The sequence below is a fragment of the Streptomyces sp. NPDC104761 genome (assembly GCF_055583445.1).
In genome coordinates this window covers 66,026-86,840 of the sequence record NZ_JBVJNZ010000004.1, presented here as the reverse complement: position 1 = coordinate 86,840, position 20,815 = coordinate 66,026, and the positions used below count along the sequence as shown (strand labels likewise).

The window sequence follows — 20,815 nt, the reverse complement described above, 5'->3', positions numbered from 1 at the left end:
CCAGGGATGAGCGCCGAGCCGATCATGGAGAAGATCATGACGGAGCAGGACCCCATCGATCTGCTGATCGCGATCGAGGAGGCGTCGGTAGCGCCGATTCGACCCGAGTACATCGAGGGGATGGCCATCGTGCCGCCGACGGCGAACGACAACCACAACGACGGCGCATTCGAGCTGGGCTTCCAGTTCCGCGCAGCGGGTATCCGACTCGTGGGCATGGGAAACGGCTACCGGGCCGCCCATAAGGACGGCAAGACCATGGCGCTGTTCATCCCCGACTTCTACGTCCGCCGCCGCAAGGCGACCGAACTCGACGAGTCGTACCGCAAAGCACACAAAGGCTGGTATCCGGCCGACATGATCGCCCTCGTCGGCGAGGTCACCTCCACCAACCACGAGACCGACACCGGCCCCAAGTTCCGCACCTACGCCGCCGCAGGCATCCCGGTCTACGTCCTCATCGACCGCCACACCAAGACCGCCCACTGCTACACCGACCCCGTCCTCCCCGGCGACGACCCCACCGAGGCCTCCTACAAGACCGACGAGAAGGTGAGCCTCGGCGACCCGCTCCCCCTTCCCGCTCCCTACCCCACCCTCGACACGGCCCCCTTCCTCGGCGAGTGAGCGGCCCTCGGCTCAGCGGCCTTCGAGCGTGCGCACTATCTGGCAGAGGGCGATGAACGCGGCGCCCCGGAAGAGAACGACGTCGGCGCCGAGGCGCCGGCCGGCGCGGACCTCGACGTGGGTCTCCCCCGTGGACTCGACGTAGGTGACCGTTCCGTCGGCGGACGCCCGGTTCCGGAACGGGCGCCACCGGAAGTCGACGGGGTTGCCGCCGCGGACCTCGGACGCCCGCCGGGCGACGCCCAGTTCGGTGCGGACGCGGGAGAGCGGGATGTCAGTGAGGGTGTGCGTCTGGGTGCCGTTCAGGGCATTCGTGGAGACCTCGATGCGCAGTCCGCGCGCCACACGCACGAGCGAGCGGGTCCGCCAGGCCGCCCACAGCAGGGAGAGCAGCAGCCACACCGCCACGATCCGGGCCGCCTCGCCCAGGGCCCGCCAGGCGATGCCGTCGTCGACGAAGGCGATGCCGCACACGATGATCGTCAGGGCCGCGAAGTCGGCGAAGGTGCTGCGCAGCAGCCGTACGAACAGCCCTCTTCGCGGGGTCATGTCCAGCCGCCGTTCTCCGGGTCGGTGTCGGGTCCAAGAGCAGCAAGCCGTACGAAGGGCCTGCTTGACCAGGGGCGGCGAAGATCGTGACACAGCCGTGATCACAAACCGGCCACCGGCCGGATTCAGACGCTCTTCACAGGCCCCCCGCATTCTCCCCGCACCCGCGATGATCTATGGTCAGCCCTCGGCGGGCCCTTGTTCTGGAGCGCGACGTCGCCCGGGGGCCCGTCTCGAAGGTGGGGAAAATGAGAAAGCTCGCCATAGGCGCCGCTCTGTCCGGCGCCCTGGCCCTGGCCGGCATCGCGGCGCCCGCCGCCTCCGCGGCCACTCCGAACCTGGTCTTCTCCGGCGTGACCGTGAACAAGGGCAAGGCGATCGTCGTCGGCACCGCCAAGACGGTGAACGTGCCGGTGACGTACACCCTGACCCGGCCCGCCGACCTGGTCGTCGACAACAAGAAGACGTTCGCCGCGGTGGTCCTCTACCGCGGCACGCTGCGGACGCTCGACAACGAGCTGGACCCGGAGACCATGCCCGTCTGCACGACGACCGCCACCACGGACACCACGGTCACCGAGAGCTGCACCGAGACCATCCCGGTCGCTCCGGGCGACTCCCTGTACGAGGCCGCGGACGCCACCACCTGGAAGGCCGCGGGCCTGTACGCCCACTTCGAGGGCACCGTCTCGGACGACTTCCTCAGCTCCGAGTCCGACGTGGCCATGTGGGGCAACCTCGCCACCGCGAAGCTGCAGCGCGCCGCCAAGCTGACCGCCGACGCCTCGCCGGAGCCGGTGGCCAAGGGGAAGACGATCACCGTCAAGGGCAAGCTGACCCGGGCGGACTGGGACTCCTCGTCGTACAAGGGCTACTCGGGGCAGAAGGCCGTCCTGCAGTTCCGCATCGAGGGCGGCACGACCTACACGAACGTGAAGACGATCACCTCCGGCACCGGCGGCGCGCTGTCCACCACGGTGAAGGCGTCGAAGAGCGGCTACTACCGCTACGTCTTCGCGGGTACGACGACCACCGCGGCGGCGACGGCCACCGGCGACTACATCAAGGTGAAGTAACGGTCCCGCACTCAGGCCGCTCCGACACCGCAGGGCCCGTCCGGATCTCCGGGCGGGCCCTTCGCACGGCCTTTCGCGGACCCCTCCGCGCGACCCTTCGCCTGCCCAAGCGCAGGTAACGACTGGGTTGCCGCCCCGGCGGGCTATTGACGCTCTCCTTCCGGCGGCCTACGTTTTCCAGCCAACAGGAAACTTTCCTAACAGTGATCAACGGATGGACCGTTCGAGCGGGTCGCCCGGGTGGACCGATCGCCCTGATCACTGGGAAACTGAGCGGCTGGAAAGGCAGGTGTCGAACCCCATGGCAGGAACCGCCGGTACGCCGGGCACCCCGCGCGTCCTGCGCGCCATGAACGACCGCGCCGCACTGGACCTGCTGCTGGAGCACGGCCCGCTCTCGCGCACCCGGATCGGCAAGCTGACCGGCCTCTCCAAGCCGACCGCCTCCCAGCTGCTGGCCCGCCTGGAGGCGGCCGGGCTGGTGCTGGCGACCGGCACCAGCGAGGGCCGGCCGGGCCCCAACGCCCAGCTGTACTCGGTGAACCCGCGCGCCGCCCACGCGGCCGGGCTCGACGTGAACCCGGGCCGGATCCGGGCCGCCGTCGCCGACGTCACCGGCCGTACCGTCGGCGAGTACGAGCTGCCGACCCCCGGCCGCCGCCCCGCCCAGTCCGTCGTCCGGCAGGTCACCGACGCCCTGGACGGCGCCGTGAAGGCGGCCGGACTGGCCCGGGACGACGTCCACCGGGTCGTCGTCGGCACGCCGGGCGCCTTCGACCCGAACACCGGCCGGCTGCGGTACGCCTCGCACCTGCCCGGCTGGCACTCCCCCACCCTGCTCGACGAGCTCGCCGCCGCGCTGCCGATGCCGGTCGAGTACGAGAACGACGTCAACCTCGCCGCCATCGCCGAACAGCGGCTCGGGGCGGCCCGCGGCCACGGCGACTTCGTGCTGCTGTGGAGCCAGGAGGGCCTCGGCGCCGCCCTGGTGCTCGGCGGCCGGCTGCACCGCGGCTGGACCGGCGGCGCCGGCGAGGTCGGCTTCCTGCCGGTGCCGGGCACCCCGCTGGTCCGCCAGGTCACCAAGGCCAACAGCGGCGGCTACCAGGAACTCGCCGGTTCGCAGGCGGTGCCCCGGCTGGCGCGCGAGCTGGGCATCGAGGACCTGCCGACCGGACCGTACGACGAGGTGGCCGCGGAGCTCGTCGCACGCGCCGCCGACCACGCCACCGGCCCCTACCACCAGCTGCTGCGGACCTACGCGACCCGGCTCGCCACCGGTCTCGCCTCCCTCGTCTCCGTCCTCGACCCCGAACTCGTCGTCCTCAGCGGCACCGCCCTGACCGCCGGCGGCGAGGTGCTGCGCGCCCTCGTCCAGGCCGAACTGGAGGAGCTGGCGGCCGCCCGGCCGCGGCTCGTCGTCGGCGACGTCCGTGAACACCCCGTGCTCCGCGGCGCGCTGGAGAGCGCGCTCGCGACCACCCGCGACGAGGTCTTCGACACCTCGCGCTGAGTCCACCTCAGACCCCCGCACAGCCAGTCCTTCCCACGCTCACCGCCCGCCCCGGGAGATCTCGCCATGCCCATACCCTCCGCTGCCCGAAAGACGGCTTTTGCCCTGACCGCGGCGGCCAGTTCGCTGGCCCTGCTCACCGCCTGTACCGGGCAGTCCTCCTCCGGAGCCGACGACGACGCCTCCGCGAACACCACCATCAACTTCTGGCACGCCTGGAGCGCCCCGAACGAGGTGAAGGCGGTCAACGCGCTGATCGCCGGCTTCGAGAAGGCGCACCCCAACATCCACGTCAACGTCGTCAGCAACATGACCGACGACAAGATCAACCAGGCGCTGCGCAGCGGCGGCGACAAGGCCCCGGACGTCATCTCGTCGTTCACCACCAACAACGTGGGCAAGTTCTGCTCCTCGGGCGCGCTGGTCGACCTCAACCCGTTCTTCAAGAAGTCCGGCATCGACCCGGAGACGACGTTCCCGAAGGCGATGAACGAGTACACCCAGTACGACGGCAACCGCTGCACGGCGCCGCTGCTCGGTGACGCGTACGGCCTCTACTACAACAAGACGGCGTTCCAGAAGGCCGGCATCGCCGCCCCGCCGAAGACCTGGACCGAGTTCAAGGCGGACGCCAAGAAGCTGACGATCAACCAGGGCGACAGCTACAAGCAGCTCGGTTTCATGCCGGACTACCACGGCTGGGAGACCACGACCGAGCACTACGCGGCGCAGTTCTCGCCGACGTACTTCACCTCCGACGGCAAGTCGAACATCGCCAAGGACCCCGCCTTCACCGAGGCGTTCACGCTTCAGAAGGACCTCGTCGACGAACTCGGCGGATTCCAGAAGCTGGAGAAGTACCGGGCGACGCTCGGCGACGAGTGGGGCGACAAGCACCCCTTCCAGACCGGTCAGGTCGCCATGCAGCTCGACGGCGAGTGGCGGCTCGGCATGGCCCTGGACGCCAAGACGAAGTTCGACATCGGGGTCGCCCCGCTGCCCGTCCCTGACGACCAGGTCGCGCAGTACGGCAAGGGCTACATCACCGGCACGATCGCCGGTATCGCCGCCACCAGCAAGAAGCAGAACGCGGCCTGGGAGTTCGTCAAGTACATCACCACGGACACGGACGCGGTGGTGGGCTTCTCCAACGCCATCCACAACGTGCCCTCCACGCTGGCCGCGCTGAAGTCGCCGAAGCTGCAGTACGACCCGCGCTTCAAGACCTTCCTGGACATCGCCGCCAACCCGGACTCCACGACGTCGCCGGCCTCCATCAACGGCGGTGTGTACCTGGCGACCATCCAGAACTTCGGGTACGACTACGAGAGCGGCAAGGTCAAGGACCTCAAGTCCGGTCTGGAGGCCACGGCCAAGCAGATCGACACGGACATCGCGCAGGCCAAGTAGCGATGAGCACCATCACGTTGGCGTCGAAGCGCCGCCGGTCGGCGCTTCGCACGGTCGCTTTCATGTCGCCCTGGCTGATCGGTTTCGCGGTGTTCTTCGCGTACCCGCTGATCTCCACGGTCTATTTCTCCTTCATGCACTACGACGGCTTCAAGGCGCCGACGTGGACCGGCACGAAGAACTGGACGTACGTCTTCGAGCACTACCCGTACTTCTGGCCCGCGCTGCGCAACACCCTGTGGCTGGTGGTCGTGATGGTCTCGCTCCGGGTCGTCTTCGGCCTCGGCGTCGGCATGCTCATCACGAAGATCAAGACGGGTACGGGGGTCTTCCGCACCCTCTTCTACCTGCCCTACCTCGCCCCGCCGGTCGCGGCGACCATGGCGTTCGCGTTCCTGCTCAACCCCGGCACCGGGCCGGTCAACTCGATCCTGGAGAAGGTCGGCATCCCGGCGCCCGGCTGGTTCAACGACCCGACCTGGTCCAAGCCGGCCCTGACCCTGCTGGCCCTGTGGGGCGTCGGCGACCTGATGGTCATCTTCATGGCCGCGCTGCTCGACGTGCCGACGGAGCAGTACGAGGCGGCGGAACTGGACGGCGCCTCCGCCTGGCAGCGCTTCCGGTACGTCACGCTCCCGAACATCTCGCCCATCGTGATGTTCGCGGTCGTCACCGGGGTCATCCAGACGATGCAGTACTACACGCAGCCACTGATCGCCGGAAAGGTCGCCTCGGGCGTGATCCAGGGTGCGGGCACCCAGTTCGAGCCCGGCTATCCCGAGAAGTCGACGCTCACCCTCCCGCAACTGGTCTACAACCTCGGCTTCCAGCGCTTCGACTACGGCTCCGCGTGTGTCGTCGCCCTCGTGCTCTTCGTCCTGTCCATGGTGTTCACCGCGTTCCTGATGCGGCGCCGGGGCGGTCTCATCCAGGCAGGTGACTGACGATGACCCAAGTGCTGGACCGGCCGGCCGAGCTGAAGGCCCCGGTGTCGGAGGCCGAACGCACGGCCCGGCGGAAGGCGTTGCTGAACTGGGTGGCGGTCCACTCGCTCGGCGTCGCCGCCGCCCTGTTCTTCACCCTCCCCTTCGTGTTCGTGTTCCTGACCTCGCTGATGAGCGACAGCCAGGCGCTGAGCCGGGACCTGATCCCGCACACCTGGGAGTGGGGCAACTACAAAAAGGTGTTCGACACCCCGGGCTTCCTGACCTGGTGGAAGAACACCCTGATCTACGCCGGCCTGGGCACCGTCCTGACCGTCGTGTCCTCGCTGCCGGTGGCGTACGCGCTCGCCAAGTTCCGCTTCCGCGGCCGCAACCTGTCCCTGATGCTGGTGATCTCGATGATGATGCTGCCACCGCAGGTCGTCATCATCCCGATGTACCTCTTCTGGGCGAAGCAGCTGGACCTCTCCGGCACCCTGTGGCCGCTGATCGTGCCGATGGCGTTCGGCGACGCGTTCTCCATCTTCCTGCTGCGCCAGTTCCTGATGACGATTCCGAACGAGTACCTGGACGCCGCGAAGGTGGACGGCTGCGGGGACCTCAGGACCCTGCTCAGGGTGGTCATCCCGATGGCCAGGCCGGGCATCGCCGCCGTCGCCCTCTTCCAGTTCTTCTACGCCTGGAACGACTACTTCGGCCCCCAGATCTACGCCTCGGAGAACCCGGGCGCCTGGACCCTCTCCTACGGCCTGGAGTCGTTCAAGGGCATGCACCACACCGACTGGAACCTGACCATGGCCGCGACCGTGCTGGTCATGGCCCCCGTGATCCTCGTCTTCTTCTTCGCCCAGAAGGCGTTCGTCGAGGGCGTCACGCTCACCGGAGTGAAGGGTTAACCCATTCATGAAGCTCACTGTGGTCGGCGGAGGCTCGACCTACACCCCCGAACTCATCGACGGTTTCGCCCGCCTGCGGGACACCCTGCCCATCGAGGAACTGGTCCTGGTGGACCCGGCCGCAGACCGCCTGGAACTGGTGGGCGGACTGGCCCGCCGGATCTTCGCCAGGCAGGGCCACGGAGGCCGGATCGTCACCACCTCCGACCTGGACGCGGGCGTCGAGGGCGCCGACGCGGTCCTGCTCCAGCTGCGCGTCGGCGGCCAGGCGGCCAGGCAGCAGGACGAGACATGGCCGCTGGAGTGCGGCTGCATCGGCCAGGAGACCACCGGCGCCGGCGGCCTCGCCAAGGCCCTGCGCACGGTCCCCGTCGTCCTGGACATCGCCGAACGCGTCCGCCGCACCAACCCGAACGCCTGGATCATCGACTTCACCAACCCGGTGGGGATCGTGACCCGCGCCCTGCTCCAGGCCGGCCACAAGGCGGTCGGCCTGTGCAACGTGGCGATCGGCTTCCAGCGGAAGTTCGCGAACCTGCTCGGTGTCACACCCTCCGAGATCCACCTGGACCACGTCGGCCTCAACCACCTCACCTGGGAGACGGCGGTCCGCCTCGGCGGTCCCGAGGGCGAGAACGTCCTGCCCAAGCTGCTCGGGGAGCACGGCGACACGATCGCCGCCGACCTGAAACTGCCCCCGGCCCTCCTCGACCGCCTCGGCGGCGTGATCCCCTCCTACTACCTGCGGTACTACTACGCGCACGACGAGGTGGTCCGGGAGCTGCGCACCAAGCCGTCCCGGGCAGAGGAAGTCGCCGCGATGGAGAAGCAGTTGCTGGAGATGTACGGCGACCCGGCCCTGGACGAGAAGCCGGAGCTGCTCGCCAGGCGGGGCGGTGCCTACTACTCGGAGGCGGCGGTCGACCTGGCCGCGGCACTGCTCGGCGGCGCCGGGAACCCCTACCAGGTGGTCAACACCTACAACGGGGGCACGCTGCCCTTCCTCCCCGACGACGCGGTGATCGAGGTCCAGGCGGCCGTGGGCGCGAACGGCCCGGTGCCGCTGCCCGTCCCGGACGTCGACCCGCTCTTCGCCGGGCTCGTCGCGAACGTGACGGCCTACGAGGAGCTGGCTCTGGAGGCGGCCCTGCGCGGCGGCCGGGACCGCGTCTTCCGCGCGCTGCTCGCCCATCCCCTGATCGGCCAGTACGAGTACGCCGACGCCCTGACCGACCGACTGATCGCGCACAACCGGGAGCACCTCGCGTGGGCCTGACCGCAAGTGTCCTCGCCATCGACGCGGGCAACAGCAAGACCGACGTCGCGGTGGTGGCGGCGGACGGCGAGGTCCTCGCCACGGCCCGGGCCGGCGGCTTCCGGCCGCCGGTGGTGGGCGTGGAGCAGGCCGTGGACGAGGTGGCCGCGGCGGTCGCCGAGGCGTACGGCGCCGCCGGGGTCACCTCGGCCGCTCACGTCTCGGCGTGCCTGGCCAACGCCGACTTCCCCTTCGAGGAGGAGCAGTTGGCCGCCGCGCTGGCCACGCGCGCGTGGGGGGCGACGGTGGCGGTCCGCAACGACACCTTCGCGATCCTGCGGGCCGGGGTCACCGAGCCGCGCGGGGTCGCCGTCGTGTGCGGCGCCGGCATCAACTGCGTCGGCATGCGTCCCGACGGCCGCACCGCGCGCTTCCCCGCCATCGGCCGCATCTCCGGTGACTGGGGCGGCGGTTGGGGGCTGGCGGAGGAGGCCCTGTGGTACGCGGCACGCGCTGAGGACGGCCGCGGGGAGGGTACGGCGCTGGCCCGGGCGCTCCCGGCGTACTTCGGGTACGACAGCATGCTCGCGCTGATCGAGGCGCTGCACCGGGAGGAGGTCGAGCCCGCCCGGCGGCACGAGCTGACGCCGGTGCTGTTCGCGACGGCGGCCGACGGCGACCCGGTCGCGCGGGCGGTGGTGGACCGGCTGGCGCAGGAGGTGGTGGCGATGGCGGTGGTCGCGCTGACCCGCCTCGATCTGCTGGACGAGGAGACGCCGGTGCTGCTGGGGGGCGGGGTGCTGGCGGGCGGGCATCCGCAACTCGACGACGGGGTGCGCGAGTTGCTGGCGGCGCGGGCACCGAAGGCGGTGCCGCGGGTGGTGACGGCGCGACCGGTGCTGGGCGCTGCGCTGCTGGGGCTGGACGTGGTCGGGGCGGGGGTGGCCGTCCAGGAGAGGGTGCGGGCGTACTTCGAGGGGTGACCCGGGGTGGGGGTCGGGGGGGGGGACGCTTACCGGCGCTGGCAGGGTGCCGCCCGCGCCCACCCGTGCCGCCCCCAGCGGCACGACTGCCCGCGGCTGGATGGATGCAGCTGGGGCAGCGCCCCTTCAGGGGCGCGGGGAACTGCGCGAGCAACCCCCACCCACCCGCGCCCCGGAACGCACCGTCACCACCCCTCCGGAACCGAACCGATCCCCCCGGCGTATTCATGGGCAGGGGTTCCGCTGCGATCCGATCAAGATCCAGTGAAGGCCGGTGCGGATCGTCGGTCCGGGCGGCGATACTGGGCGGCGACCGGATGACCATGGGGGAGGTCACGTGACACACCCGCCGACGAAGAGCGCGGCACCGCCGGGCACCGGCACCAGCACGGCCCTGCCCACCCAGCGGACGCGCCCCGGCACCCCCACACCTCCTCGCCGCTCCGCGTTCGCGGAAGGCGTCGACCGGCTCCGTGCCGCCGCCACCACCGAACCCGGCCGGCTCCGCGTCATCGGCGCCGTCCTCGCCGCGCTGATCGTCGCCTTCGGAGCCGTCACCGCCTGGCAGATGACCGACCGCGCGGCCGCCGCCGACGACGTCCTGCACCGCAGCCAGCCGCTGAGTTCGGGCGCGGCCGACATCTACCGTTCGCTGGCCGACGCCAACACCGCGGCCTCCAGCGGCTTCCTGGCGGGCGGTCAGGAGACGCCCGCCTCCCGCGCGCGGTACGAGCAGGACATCCGGACCGCCGCCGCCAAGCTGGTCACCGCCGCCGCCAACTCCGAGCCCGGCTCGCCCTCCGAGGCGGCCGTGGCGAAGCTGAACACGCTGCTGCCGGAGTACAAGGGGCTGGTGGAGCGGGCCCGGGTGTACAACCGGCAGGGCTACCCGGTCGGCGGGGCCTATCTGCGGTACGCGAACGAGAAGATGGAGCAGGAGATGCTCCCGGCGGCGGAGGACCTCTACACGAAGGAGAACGCGCGCCTCGCCTCCGACTACTCGGACGCGACGCCGTACCCCTGGGCGGCGATCGTGCTCGGCCTCCTCGCGCTCGCCGCGCTCGCCTGGGCCCAGCTGCGCCACTACCGCAGGACCAACCGCCTGCTCAACCACGGCCTGGTCGCGGCCTCCGCGGCCACGGTCGTCACGCTGCTGTGGCTGGTCGTCGGCCACACCGTGGCCCGGTCCGGCCTGGACGGCTCCTACGACCACGGCGTCCGCTCGCTGAACGTCCTGCACGACGCCCGGATCGCCTCCCTGAAGGCCCGCGGGAACGAGAACCTGAGCCTGGTGGCGCGCGGCGCCGAGACGGTCACGGTCGGCGGGCAGACGTACGACGCGTACTACTACGACTTCGACAAGGACATGGACGCGCTCGGCAAGGGCCTCACCGAGGCCGCGGCGCTCGCGGACGACACGGCCGGCAGCAAGCCGGTGGTGGCGGCCGAGGGGAACATGAAGGTGTGGAAGCAGCGGCACGCCGCCGCCCGCACCGAGGACGAGAACGGCGACTACCAGGCGGCGCTGGACAGCGTGATCGGCGCGAAGGGCGCGACCGCCGAGTGCTTCGACAGCGTCGACACGAACCTGAAGACCGCGCTGGCCCATGAAGAGGCCGAGTTCAAGGAGCAGGCCACCGACGGGCGGGACGCCATGTCCGGGCTGCCGATCGGTGCCGCCATGCTGGGAGTCGCGGCGGCGGCCGGCGCGCTGTTCGGCATCGGGCGCAGGCTTTCGGAGTACCGGTGAGAGGGGGCGTGGCGATGTTCGTGCGGCGGATGAGGGTCTCCCTGCGCGGCTGGGGCGGGGTGGGCGCGATGGCGGTCGGCTGCGTCCTCGCGCTGGCGTTCGTCCTGCTGCTGCCGCTCACCCAGTCCCGCGGTGCGGGCGGCCAGGGCGTGGGGCTCGGCGGTCCGGGACTGGCCACCGGCAGCCCGGCGAAGGCCGACACGTGCGTGGACTCCCGGGCGCAGGACGAGACCTGGTCGCCGTCGGGCGCGGACGGGTCCACGATCGACGCCATCAAGGCCCGTACCGGCGCCAAGCGGAAGCTGGTCGTCGGCGTCGACCAGAACAGCTACCGCTGGGGCTACCGCAACCCGAACACCTCGGACGCGGAGCTGGAGGGCTTCGACATCGACCTGGTGCACCGGATCGCCCAGGACATCCTCGGCGACCCGAACGCGGTGCAGTTCAAGGCGATTCCGACGAGCCAGCGGATACCGGCGATCCAGGACGGCCGGGTGGACATGGTGGTGCGCACGATGACCATCAACTGCGACCGGCTGAAGGACGTCGCGTTCTCCGCGCCGTACTTCAAGACCGGGCAGCAGGTCCTCGCCCCCAAGTCGTCGTCGATCACGGGGTACAACGGCTCGCTGGCGCACAAGAGGATCTGCACGGCGGCCGGTTCGACGGCGTACACCAAGCTGAGTGACGACAGGAAGTCCGGCAAGCTCCCCGCCTCGGCGGACATCTCCACCACCGTCCCCAACCAGCTCGACTGCCTGGTGCGGCTCCAGCTCGGCGAGGTCGACGCGGTGGTCACCGACGGCGCGCTGGCCGCCAGCCAGGCCGCCCAGGACCCGACGGTCGAGCTCAAGGGCGCCGCCTTCACGACCGAGTACTACGGGGTGGCGATGAAGAAGGACGCGACCGATCTGGTCCGCCGGGTCAACCAGATCCTGGTGGAGTACCGGTCCGACGGCTGGCAGGCGTCGTACGACAAGTGGTTGTCGGCGACACTGGGAGCGGACTCGACGGCGTCGAAGCCACCCGCGCCGCAGTACCTGCGCACCAGCTGACCCGCATCCGCGAGGCCCAGCCCCGACGAGCAAGCGAGAGGTGATCGATGGGCGTCACGGACCCCGCCGGGCCGGTGATGGACCGGGACGAGGTGGACCGTGCGCTGGCGCGGCTGGGCGCGGAGCACGAGGCGATCGAGACCTCGCTGCTCGCCCTGCAGGACCACGCGGGCCGCAGGCTCCTCGAAGGCGCCGAGCTGACCGGGACCACCCGGGAGCGGTGGACGTCCGCCGAGGCCTCGATCACCCTGCTGTGGGCGTACTTCGACGCCTACACGGACGCGTTGCGCTCCGCCCGCGAGATCAGGGCCAGGCGCCGCTGGTCCAGCCGTGAGGACCTGGTGGAGCTGACCGAGCTGCTGCGCGGCGAGTCCGTGACGGTGGCGGGCAGCGCGACCGCGACGGCGAACGCGCCGACCCTGCTGTCGGCGGCCGGCCGGCTCAGCGAGCGGTTCTCGCTGAGCGGTCTGGTCGACCGGATGAACGAGCTGTACGCGACCTCGCTGGACATGGTCGTCACCGCCGACGCGGTGTGGTCGGCGCTGCCCGCGCGGATCGATTTACTCGCCGCCGAGCTGCAGCGCACCCGGACGCTGGCGCACTCCGTGGGCGTCCGCCCCGGCGAGCACCCGGCCGGCGACGACCTGGAGCGGATCACCCGCACGCTGACGAGGCTCCGCGAGGACGTGGTCTCCGATCCGCTGGCGTTCTGGGTTCCCGCGCCGGGGAGTTCGGCGCCCGGCGGTGGCCGTCCCGACACCACGGTGTACGACCGGGAGGCGCGGGCGCTGGAGGAGGTGCGGCGGGAGATCGACGCCGTGCTGACGGTACGGCAGGACGCCGAGGCCCGGCTGATCAGGCTGCGGGACGTGCTGTCGCGCGCGGACCGCACCCTCGCCGAGGCGCGCACGGCACGCGGTGAGGTGCTGGCGAAGATCGCGGCGACCGAGGTGCCGGTGGTCAGCGGTCCGCCGACGGTGCTGCAGGAGCAGCTGGCGACGGCCGCCGAGTACCGCAGGGCGGCCCAGTGGCACCGCCTGTCGCCGCTCCTGGAGTCCCTGGAGCAGAAGGCGGAGGACGAGCTGCTGCGCGCCCGTGAGTCGTTGACGGCGGTCACCGCGCCGCTCGCGGTCCGCGCGGAGCTGCGCGGCCGGCTGGACGCGTACAAGGCGAAGGTGGCCCGGCACGGCCTGGCGGAGGACCCGTTCCTGGTCGAGCGGTACGACGCGGCCCGCCGGATGCTGTGGAGTGCGCCCTGCGACCTCAGGGTCGCGGAGCAGGCGGTGCTGCGCTACCAGCAGTCGGTGGCCGAGGCGCTGGGGGCGCCGCGGGTGCCGCAGCAGGGCGGGCCCGAGGACCGGAGGGGGGAGTAGTCGTGAGCCAGGCGGGAGAGAGCTGTCAGCGGCCGGACTGCGAGGGGACGTACGAGGACGTCGGCGGCGGTGAGCTGTACTGCGACACCTGCGGTCTGGCCCCCGTCGTCTCGGCGAGCGGCATGGTGGGCTCGCCGCCCACCGGGATCACGGCGGGCGGCAAGGGTTCGGCGGGCAGCGGGAGTTCGGGATCCAGCAGCCGCAGCAGCCGGAGCAGTTCGCGTACGTCGTCGCAGTCGTCGAAGTCGCGGCGCTCGGTCTCCGGGCGGCTGTCGCGGTCCCTGTCGGGGAAGTCGACGGGCCGTTCGGTGTCGGTGCGCAGCTCCGGTGCGTCGGCGAGCACGTCGGGGCGCAGCCGGCTGGGCGCCGGTCTGGTCACGGTGCCGCAGGTGCCGAAGCCGGACCCGCGCGAGATGGTCCTGGAGAACCCGGAGGTGCCGGAGCGCAAGCGGTTCTGCTCGCGGGCGGACTGCGGGGCGCCGGTCGGGCGGGCCCGCGGCGAGCGGCCGGGGCGGACCGAGGGCTTCTGCACCAAGTGCGGCAACCCGTACTCGTTCGTGCCCAAGCTCAAGGGCGGCGACGTGGTGCACGGCCAGTACGAGGTCGTGGGCTGTCTCGCGCACGGCGGCCTGGGCTGGATCTACCTCGCGGTGGACCGGGCCGTCTCGGACCGCTGGGTGGTCCTCAAGGGCCTGCTGGACACCGGCGACCAGGACGCGATGGCCGCGGCGATCTCCGAGCGGCGGTTCCTCGCTGAGATCGAGCACGCCAACATCGTGCGGATCTACAACTTCGTCGAGCACCTGGACCAGCGCACCGGCTCCCTCGACGGCTACATCGTCATGGAGTACGTCGGCGGCAAGTCCCTCAAGGAGATCGCCAACGGCCGCCGTACCCCGGAGGGCCGCCGCGACCCGCTGCCGGTGGAGCAGGCGTGCGCGTACGGCATCGAGGCCCTGGAAGCCCTCGGCCACCTGCACAGCCGCAACCTGCTGTACTGCGACTTCAAGGTCGACAACGCCATCCAGACCGAGGACCAGCTCAAGCTGATCGACATGGGCGCGGTGCGCCGGATGGACGACGACGAGTCGGCCATCTACGGCACGGTCGGCTACCAGGCGCCCGAGGTCGCCGAGGTCGGCCCGTCCGTCGCCTCCGACCTGTACACGGTCGGCCGTACCCTCGCGGTCCTCACCTTCGACTTCCAGGGCTACACGACCGTCTTCGCGGACTCGCTGCCCGACCCGGACACCATCGAGGTGTTCCGGCAGTACGAGTCGTTCTACCGGCTGCTGGTCCGGGCCACCGACCCCGACCCGGCCCGCCGGTTCGCCTCCGCGCAGGAGATGGCCGAGCAGCTGACCGGCGTGCTGCGCGAGGTCGTGTCGGTGCAGACCGGCACGGCGCGGCCCGCGCTGTCGACGCTGTTCGGGCCCGAGGTGAAGGTCACGGACACCGAGCTGTTCCCGAAGCTGGACGGGGACGTGTCCCGGCTGGGCGCCCGGCCGGTGGCCTCCAGATCGCTCGCGCTGGACCCGCCGGGGCCGGGCGCGGCCCCGGCCGACCCGGCCCTGGTCAGGCCCGTCGACACCGCCGCCGCCGCGCTCGCCCTGCCGGTCCCGCTGGTCGACCCGAGCGACCCGAACGCCGGTTTCCTGGCCGGCCTGTCGACCTCGCTGGTCGGCGAGGTCAGCCTGCTCAGCGCGCTGGCCGCGGCGCCGGCGCAGACGGTCGAGACCGAGCTGCGGCAGATCCGCGCCCGGCTGGACAACGGCGACTTCGAGGCCGCGCTGGTGAGTCTCGGCCGGCTGGAGGACGAGCGGCCCGACGACTGGCGGGTGGTCTGGTGCCGGGGCGTGGCCGGCCTGGTCACCGGCGACTTCGAGGGGGCGGCGCTCTCCTTCGACGCGATCTACGACGCCTTCCCCGGCGAGACCGCGCCCAAGCTGGCGCTCGGCCTGTGCGCGGAGGTGCTCGGCCAGCTGGACAACGCGGCCGAGTACTACCGGCTGGTGTGGGCGACCGACCCGGGCTTCGTCAGCGCCGCGTTCGGCCTGGGCCGGGTGCAGCTGGCGGCCGGGGACCGGCGGGGTGCCGTACGGACGCTGGAGTCGGTGCCGGAGGCCTCGATCCACTACACGGCGGCCCGGGTGGCGGCCGTACGGGCGCGGCTGCGGCACCGGACCGCGGCGGCCGGCGACACGCCGTTCCTGGACGACCTGACGGCCGCCGCCGGGCAGATCGAGGCGCTGGACGCGTACGGTCTGGATCCGGCCCGGCGCGAGCAGTTGTCGGCGGAAGTCCTCGGCTGCGCGCTGGACTGGATACTCTCCGGGGGCCAGGACTCCCAGCCCACTGCCGGCGGCCGGGTGCTGCTGGGCAGCGGTCTGGACGAGCGGGGCCTCCGCTTCGGCCTGGAACGCTCGTACCGCACGCTGGCCAGACTGGCGACCGGCGGTGCGGAGAGGATCGACCTGGTGGAACGGGCCAACCGTTACCGCCCCCGGACGTGGGTGTAGTTGATGTCGCAGATGCCCCAGCAGGCCGCACCGGCGAAGTGCCCGAGCTGCGCGGAGCCGCTCGAATCGGGTGACCTGTTCTGCGGTGCGTGCGGGTACGACCTGTCGGCCGTGCCCGCCGCGCCGCAGGACCACCCGACCCTCACCATGGGCGCCGCCGGTGTGGGACCCTCGGGCGTGGACTGGCCCCCGCCCGAGCCGGAGAGCTCCGAGACGCCCGCGGCACCGCATCTGCCGACCGACCTGCCCGGCACCGACTCGGGCGGCAAGCAGCTGCCGGTGTCCCCGCCCGCGCACAGTTCGCCGGCCTCCCCGCCGCCGCACGGCGCGGCCCCGCACGGTTCGCCGGTGTCCCCGGCCTCCGGGGTGCGGTTCGACCGGCCGCCGGAGCCTGACGAGTACCCGCTCCAGGCGCCGGACCCGCGGGTGGCCGCCTCCGCCGCCGAAACGGGCGAAGCGGCCGAGACGGCAGGGACCGCCGAGACCACCGAGCTGCCGAAGGTGTGCGTGGCCTGCCGCGCGGGCCGGGTCGACGACGACGGCTACTGCGAGAACTGCGGGCACGCCCAGCCGCGCGAGCGCGACCACATGGAGCAGGAGTCGGGTCCGGTGGCCGCCGTCAGCGACCGCGGGCTGCGCCACCACCGCAACGAGGACGCGTTCGCCGTCGGCCACACCGCGCTGCCCGACGGCACCCCGGCCGCGCTGGCGGTCGTCTGCGACGGTGTCTCCTCGGCGACCCGGCCCGACGAGGCCTCCATGGCCGCGTCCCGGGCCGCCGGCGAGGCGCTGCTGGCCGCGTTGCCGCAGGGCACCCATCCGCAGCAGGCGCTGCACGACGCGATCGTCGCCGCCTCCCAGGCCGTCAACGCCCTCGCGGAGGAGCCCCCTTCGGCCCGCGAGCACACCCCGCACCAGAACGCCCCGGCGTGCACGATCGTCGCCGCGATCGTCGCCTCGGGCCTGCTGGTGGTCGGCTGGGTCGGCGACAGCCGCGTCTACTGGGTGCCGGTGGACCGCAGCGCCCCGGCGGCCCGGCTCACCGAGGACGACTCCTGGGCCGCGCAGATGGTCGCCGCGGGCCTGATGAGCGAGGCGGAGGCGTACGCCGACGAGCGCGCGCACGCGATCACCGGCTGGCTCGGCGCGGACGCCTACGAACTGGAGCCGCACACCGCCTCCTTCAAGCCGGACCGGCCCGGCGTGGTGGTGGTGTGCACCGACGGCCTGTGGAACTACGCGGAGACGGCCGAGGAGATGGCCGAGGTCGTCCCCGCCGACGCGGACGTACGGCCGCTGCACGCGGCCCGGGTGCTGGTCGGTCACGCCTTGGACGGCGGGGGCCACGACAACGTAACAGTGGCGCTGCTGCCGTTCCCGGAACCGCCGCGGGGGGCAGGATCCGCCTGAGGCCGCCGCAAAACGGCCGCAAACGGCAGCGGGACGCACGGGGAAGAGCACCGGGAGACAGGCGTACGGCGACAGGCGTACGGGGAAGCACCGGCGGACCGGAGGGGACCGGTCCGCACACCGTCAGCACCCACCACGCGTGGGGTGGAGGGGGACCAGAGCAGTCATGGCCAATTTCTCGAAATCGAGCGTGCCGCAGTTCTCGGTGGACGTGTACCAGAACGAGTACCTGCCGGAGGGCGGCCGTGAGGTCAACGCGATCGTCACGGTGACGGCGACCGGCGGCGGCACCGTCGGGACCGCGGCCGGCGCGTCGTACGCCCCCGGGCAGGGGCCCGCCGCCGGGGTGGCGATCATGGTCGACTGCTCGGGGTCGATGGACTACCCGCCCACCAAGATGCGCAACGCCCGGGACGCCACCGCGGCCGCGATCGACACCCTGCGCGACGGCACCCACTTCGCGGTGATCGGCGGCACGCACGTGGCCAAGGAGGTCTACCCGGGCGGCGGCCGGCTCGCGGTGGCCGACCGCTCCAGCCGGGAGCAGGCCAAGCAGGCGCTGCGCCGGCTGAGCGCGGGCGGCGGCACGGCGATCGGCACCTGGCTCCGGCTCGCCGACCGGCTGCTCGCCTCCGCGGACGTCACCATCCGGCACGGCATCCTGCTCACCGACGGCCGCAACGAGCACGAGTCGCCGGAGGACCTCAGGGCCGCCCTGGACTCCTGCGCCGGGCGGTTCACGTGTGACGCGCGCGGTGTCGGCACCGACTGGGAAGTGAAAGAAGTCACAGGGATCGCCTCCGCGCTGCTCGGCACCGCCGACATCGTCGCCGACCCCACCGCTCTGGCCGCCGACTTCACGCAGATGATGGAGACGGCGATGGGCAAGGAGGTCGCGGACGTCGCGCTGCGGCTGTGGACCCCGGTCGGCACGACCATCAAGTTCGTCAAGCAAGTGGCGCCCACGGTCGAGCAGTTGACCGACCGCCGCACCGAGGCCGGGCCGCGCGCCGGGGACTACCCCACCGGCTCCTGGGGCGACGAGTCCCGTGACTACCACGTCTGCGTGGAGGTCCCCACCGCCGGCCTCGGCCAGGAAATGCTCGCCGCGCGTGTGTCGTTGGTCGTCCCTCTGCCTGGGGGCACCTCCCGCTCGAGCGCAGCCGAGAGTGGGGGAGGCAGCGTTCAGAACCTGGGTGCACAAGGTCTGATCAGGGCGGTGTGGACGGACGACATGGTCGCCTCGACCTCCCTCAACCCCCAAGTCGCCCACTACACAGGTCAGGCCGAACTGGCACAAGCCATCCAACAGGGTCTGGATCTCCGCAAAGCGGGCGATATGGACGGGGCAACGGCCAAACTGGGTCGGGCCGTTCAGTTGGCAAGCGCTTCCGGGAACGCGGATACTGCGAAACTGCTTGCGAAGGTGGTGGACGTGGTCGACGCCACGACAGGTACTGTGCGACTGAAGGCGAAGGTCGAGGAGGCCGACGAGATGACTCTCGAGACACGGTCCACAAAGACTGTTCGTGTAAAGAAGTGACCTGCCAGTCCACACGCAGGACCACCCAGACAGGCTCAGGACGATCCTGACAGAGAGGGAAGCCCGCCATGCCGACCTGCCCGAACGGACACCAGTCGGGTTCCGACGACTGGTGCGAGGTGTGCGGTCACCGCATGGCCGGTGCCGTACCGCCTCCGCCCCCGCCGACCGCGGGCGGCTACGGCTTCCCGCCCCCCGCGTCCGGCGCCCCGGCCGGCGGCCCGGCGGGAGGCGGCCGGCATCTGTCCGCCGTGCCGAACTCCCCCGAGCCGGAGCTGTGCCCGCAGTGCCGTACGCCCCGTGAGGGCGGTGCGCCGTTCTGCGAGGAGTGCCGGTGGAACTTCCTGACCAACACGGCCACCTCCTACACCCCGGCCGCCCCGCGCCCGCCCGCGGGCGGCGGCCCGGCCGCGCCGACCTTCCGGCCGCCAGCCCCGCCGTCCTTCGGCGGCACCGACTCGTACGAGTACCAGGGCTCGCGCCCCTCGCAGGTGAACCGTCCGGCCGAGCCGATCCCGTCCTTCGGCAGCGAGCCCTCGGGCCCCACGCCGTTCGCGGGCGAGCGCGGCGGCCGGCCCGGCGCCTCCGGTCCGTCGGGTCCCGCCGGCCCGTCCGGCTTCGGCGGCGGCGACCGCGGCCAGGCGGGTCCGCCCGCGTTCGGCGGCGACCGCGGCCAGCCCGGGCAGTCCGGCCCGTCGGGCTTCGGCGGGGGCGACCGTGGCCAGTCCGGCCCTCCGGCGTTCGGCGGCGACCGCGGCCAGCCCGGGCAGTCCGGGCAGTCCGGCCCGTCGGGCTTCGGCGGGGGCGACCGTGGGCAGTCCGGTCCGCCCGCCTTCGGCGGCGGTGACCGCGGCCAGTCCGCTCCCCCGCCCTACGGCGGCGAGCGCGGCCCGGCTGCGCCGTCGGGGCCGTTCGGCGGCGCCCCCGGGCAGAACGCCGGCGGCGCGTCCGCGTTCGGTGCCCCGCCCGGCACCGGCCAGGCCTCCGGCCCCTACACCCGCGATCCCGCCGGGGGCCCGGCCGCCGGTCCGTTCGGTGGCTCGGACCCGTCCCGGCCGCCGGTTCCCCCGCCGCCCGGCGGCCCCGGTGCGACCACCGGCGGCGCTCCCGGCGCCTTCCAGCAGTCGGCCCCGCCCGCACCGCCCGGCTTCCCGCAGGAGACCAGGCAGCCGGCCGGCGGCCCGTCCTTCGGCGGCGGTGACGACGACTGGGTGATCTCCCCGCCGGGCCAGGCCGCGGGCCCCGGCGCGCCCGCCCGTCCCGGCGGTTACGGCTACCCGCAGCCCGGCGCCACCCAGGCCCCGCCCGGCCCCGCCTTCCCGCAGGCCCCGCAGGGTCCGGCGACCTGGACGGCGACGATCGGCCCGGACCGCGAGTACTTCATGGCGATGATGCAGCGCTCGGGCCCCGAGGCGGCCGGACTCAACCTGCCCGCGTACTCCCCGGAGCAGCAGCGCACGCTCACCGGCAACCAGGTCACCATCGGCCGCCGCCGGCACTCCACCGGCGACACCCCCGACATCGACCTGGCGGTACCGCCGGAGGACCCGGGCGTCTCGCACCAGCACGCGGTCCTGGTCCAGCAGCCGGACGGCAGCTGGGCGGTCGTCGACCAGAACTCGACGAACGGGACGACGGTGAACGGCGGCGAGGAGCCGATCCAGCCCTTCGTCCCGGTGCCGCTGCAGGACGGTGACCGGGTGCACGTGGGCGCCTGGACGACCATCACCGTGCGACGGGGCTGAGCCGCGGCGCCCCTCCGGGGGCGCGGGCCCGTCCCGGCACGTGCTCGGGGTCCTAGGGCCTGTCTGACAATTCCCGTCGTCGCCCGGAGGGCGGCCTCGCGGCGTCAGGTGCGTGCTCTCGGTGTGCCGGGCCCTGGCCCACGTACTGGACGTACTTGGGTCAGGGC

16 protein-coding genes are annotated in these 20,815 nt (G+C 72.2%); 15 read left to right on the top strand and 1 reads right to left on the bottom strand.

Annotated features, from left to right (window positions below; translation table 11 throughout):
- Positions 1 to 6: 6 nt before the first annotated feature.
- On the top strand, positions 7 to 627 hold the full coding sequence (locus ACZ63F_RS13285; protein ID WP_469710660.1) for a Uma2 family endonuclease: 621 nt from the start codon (positions 7 to 9) through the stop codon (positions 625 to 627).
- Between the two features lie 12 nt (positions 628 to 639).
- On the opposite strand, the gene ACZ63F_RS13280 is transcribed toward ACZ63F_RS13285, so the two are convergent.
- Entirely contained in the window at positions 640 to 1,176 is a 537-nt protein-coding gene (locus ACZ63F_RS13280; RefSeq protein ID WP_469710658.1) for a hypothetical protein, read from the bottom strand.
- Positions 1,177 to 1,424: 248 nt separating this feature from the next.
- On the opposite strand from ACZ63F_RS13280, the gene ACZ63F_RS13275 reads away from it, so the two are divergent.
- From ACZ63F_RS13275 to ACZ63F_RS13210, 14 genes are all read left to right on the top strand, one after another.
- Entirely contained in the window at positions 1,425 to 2,252 is an 828-nt protein-coding gene (locus ACZ63F_RS13275; protein WP_469710655.1) for a hypothetical protein, read from the top strand.
- 301 nt (positions 2,253 to 2,553) lie between these two features.
- The gene (locus ACZ63F_RS13270; protein WP_469710653.1) at positions 2,554 to 3,765 is read left to right on the top strand and encodes an ROK family transcriptional regulator; all 1,212 of its coding nucleotides are present in this window, start codon (positions 2,554 to 2,556) and stop codon (positions 3,763 to 3,765) included.
- Positions 3,766 to 3,831: 66 nt separating this feature from the next.
- Complete coding sequence (locus ACZ63F_RS13265) at positions 3,832 to 5,175, top strand: ABC transporter substrate-binding protein (protein ID WP_469710651.1); 1,344 nt, start codon at positions 3,832 to 3,834, stop codon at positions 5,173 to 5,175.
- Between the two features lie 2 nt (positions 5,176 to 5,177).
- Positions 5,178 to 6,119, top strand: a complete 942-nt coding sequence (locus tag ACZ63F_RS13260) for a carbohydrate ABC transporter permease (protein WP_469710649.1) — start codon at positions 5,178 to 5,180, stop codon at positions 6,117 to 6,119.
- 2 nt (positions 6,120 to 6,121) lie between these two features.
- A complete protein-coding gene (locus tag ACZ63F_RS13255; RefSeq protein ID WP_451018987.1) occupies positions 6,122 to 7,015 on the top strand; it encodes a carbohydrate ABC transporter permease in 894 nt (297 codons plus the stop codon).
- Between the two features lie 7 nt (positions 7,016 to 7,022).
- Positions 7,023 to 8,291 carry a 6-phospho-beta-glucosidase gene (locus tag ACZ63F_RS13250; protein ID WP_469710645.1) on the top strand — a complete coding sequence of 423 codons (1,269 nt, stop codon included), beginning with the start codon at positions 7,023 to 7,025 and terminating at the stop codon, positions 8,289 to 8,291.
- Positions 8,282 to 9,253, top strand: coding sequence for an N-acetylglucosamine kinase (locus ACZ63F_RS13245; RefSeq protein ID WP_469710643.1), 972 nt, complete (start codon positions 8,282 to 8,284; stop codon positions 9,251 to 9,253). The genes ACZ63F_RS13250 and ACZ63F_RS13245 overlap by 10 nt, the downstream gene beginning before the upstream one ends.
- A 337-nt stretch (positions 9,254 to 9,590) precedes the next feature.
- The gene (locus ACZ63F_RS13240; RefSeq protein WP_469710641.1) at positions 9,591 to 11,003 is read left to right on the top strand and encodes a hypothetical protein; all 1,413 of its coding nucleotides are present in this window, start codon (positions 9,591 to 9,593) and stop codon (positions 11,001 to 11,003) included.
- Positions 11,004 to 11,017: 14 nt separating this feature from the next.
- Positions 11,018 to 12,058, top strand: coding sequence for a glutamate ABC transporter substrate-binding protein (locus ACZ63F_RS13235; protein WP_469711370.1), 1,041 nt, complete (start codon positions 11,018 to 11,020; stop codon positions 12,056 to 12,058).
- A 47-nt stretch (positions 12,059 to 12,105) separates the two neighbouring features.
- On the top strand, positions 12,106 to 13,431 hold the full coding sequence (locus ACZ63F_RS13230; RefSeq protein WP_469710639.1) for a hypothetical protein: 1,326 nt from the start codon (positions 12,106 to 12,108) through the stop codon (positions 13,429 to 13,431).
- Between the two features lie 2 nt (positions 13,432 to 13,433).
- Positions 13,434 to 15,950, top strand: a complete 2,517-nt coding sequence (locus ACZ63F_RS13225; protein ID WP_469710637.1) for a serine/threonine-protein kinase — start codon at positions 13,434 to 13,436, stop codon at positions 15,948 to 15,950.
- Positions 15,951 to 17,360 carry a PP2C family serine/threonine-protein phosphatase gene (locus ACZ63F_RS13220; RefSeq protein WP_469710635.1) on the top strand — a complete coding sequence of 470 codons (1,410 nt, stop codon included), beginning with the start codon at positions 15,951 to 15,953 and terminating at the stop codon, positions 17,358 to 17,360.
- 166 nt (positions 17,361 to 17,526) lie between these two features.
- Positions 17,527 to 18,903 (top strand): vWA domain-containing protein, encoded by a 1,377-nt coding sequence (locus tag ACZ63F_RS13215; RefSeq protein WP_469710633.1) that lies wholly within the window; start codon positions 17,527 to 17,529, stop codon positions 18,901 to 18,903.
- A 68-nt stretch (positions 18,904 to 18,971) separates the two neighbouring features.
- Positions 18,972 to 20,648: an FHA domain-containing protein gene (locus ACZ63F_RS13210; protein WP_469710631.1), complete on the top strand. Its 1,677-nt coding sequence runs from the start codon at positions 18,972 to 18,974 to the stop codon at positions 20,646 to 20,648.
- Positions 20,649 to 20,815 lie beyond the last annotated feature (167 nt).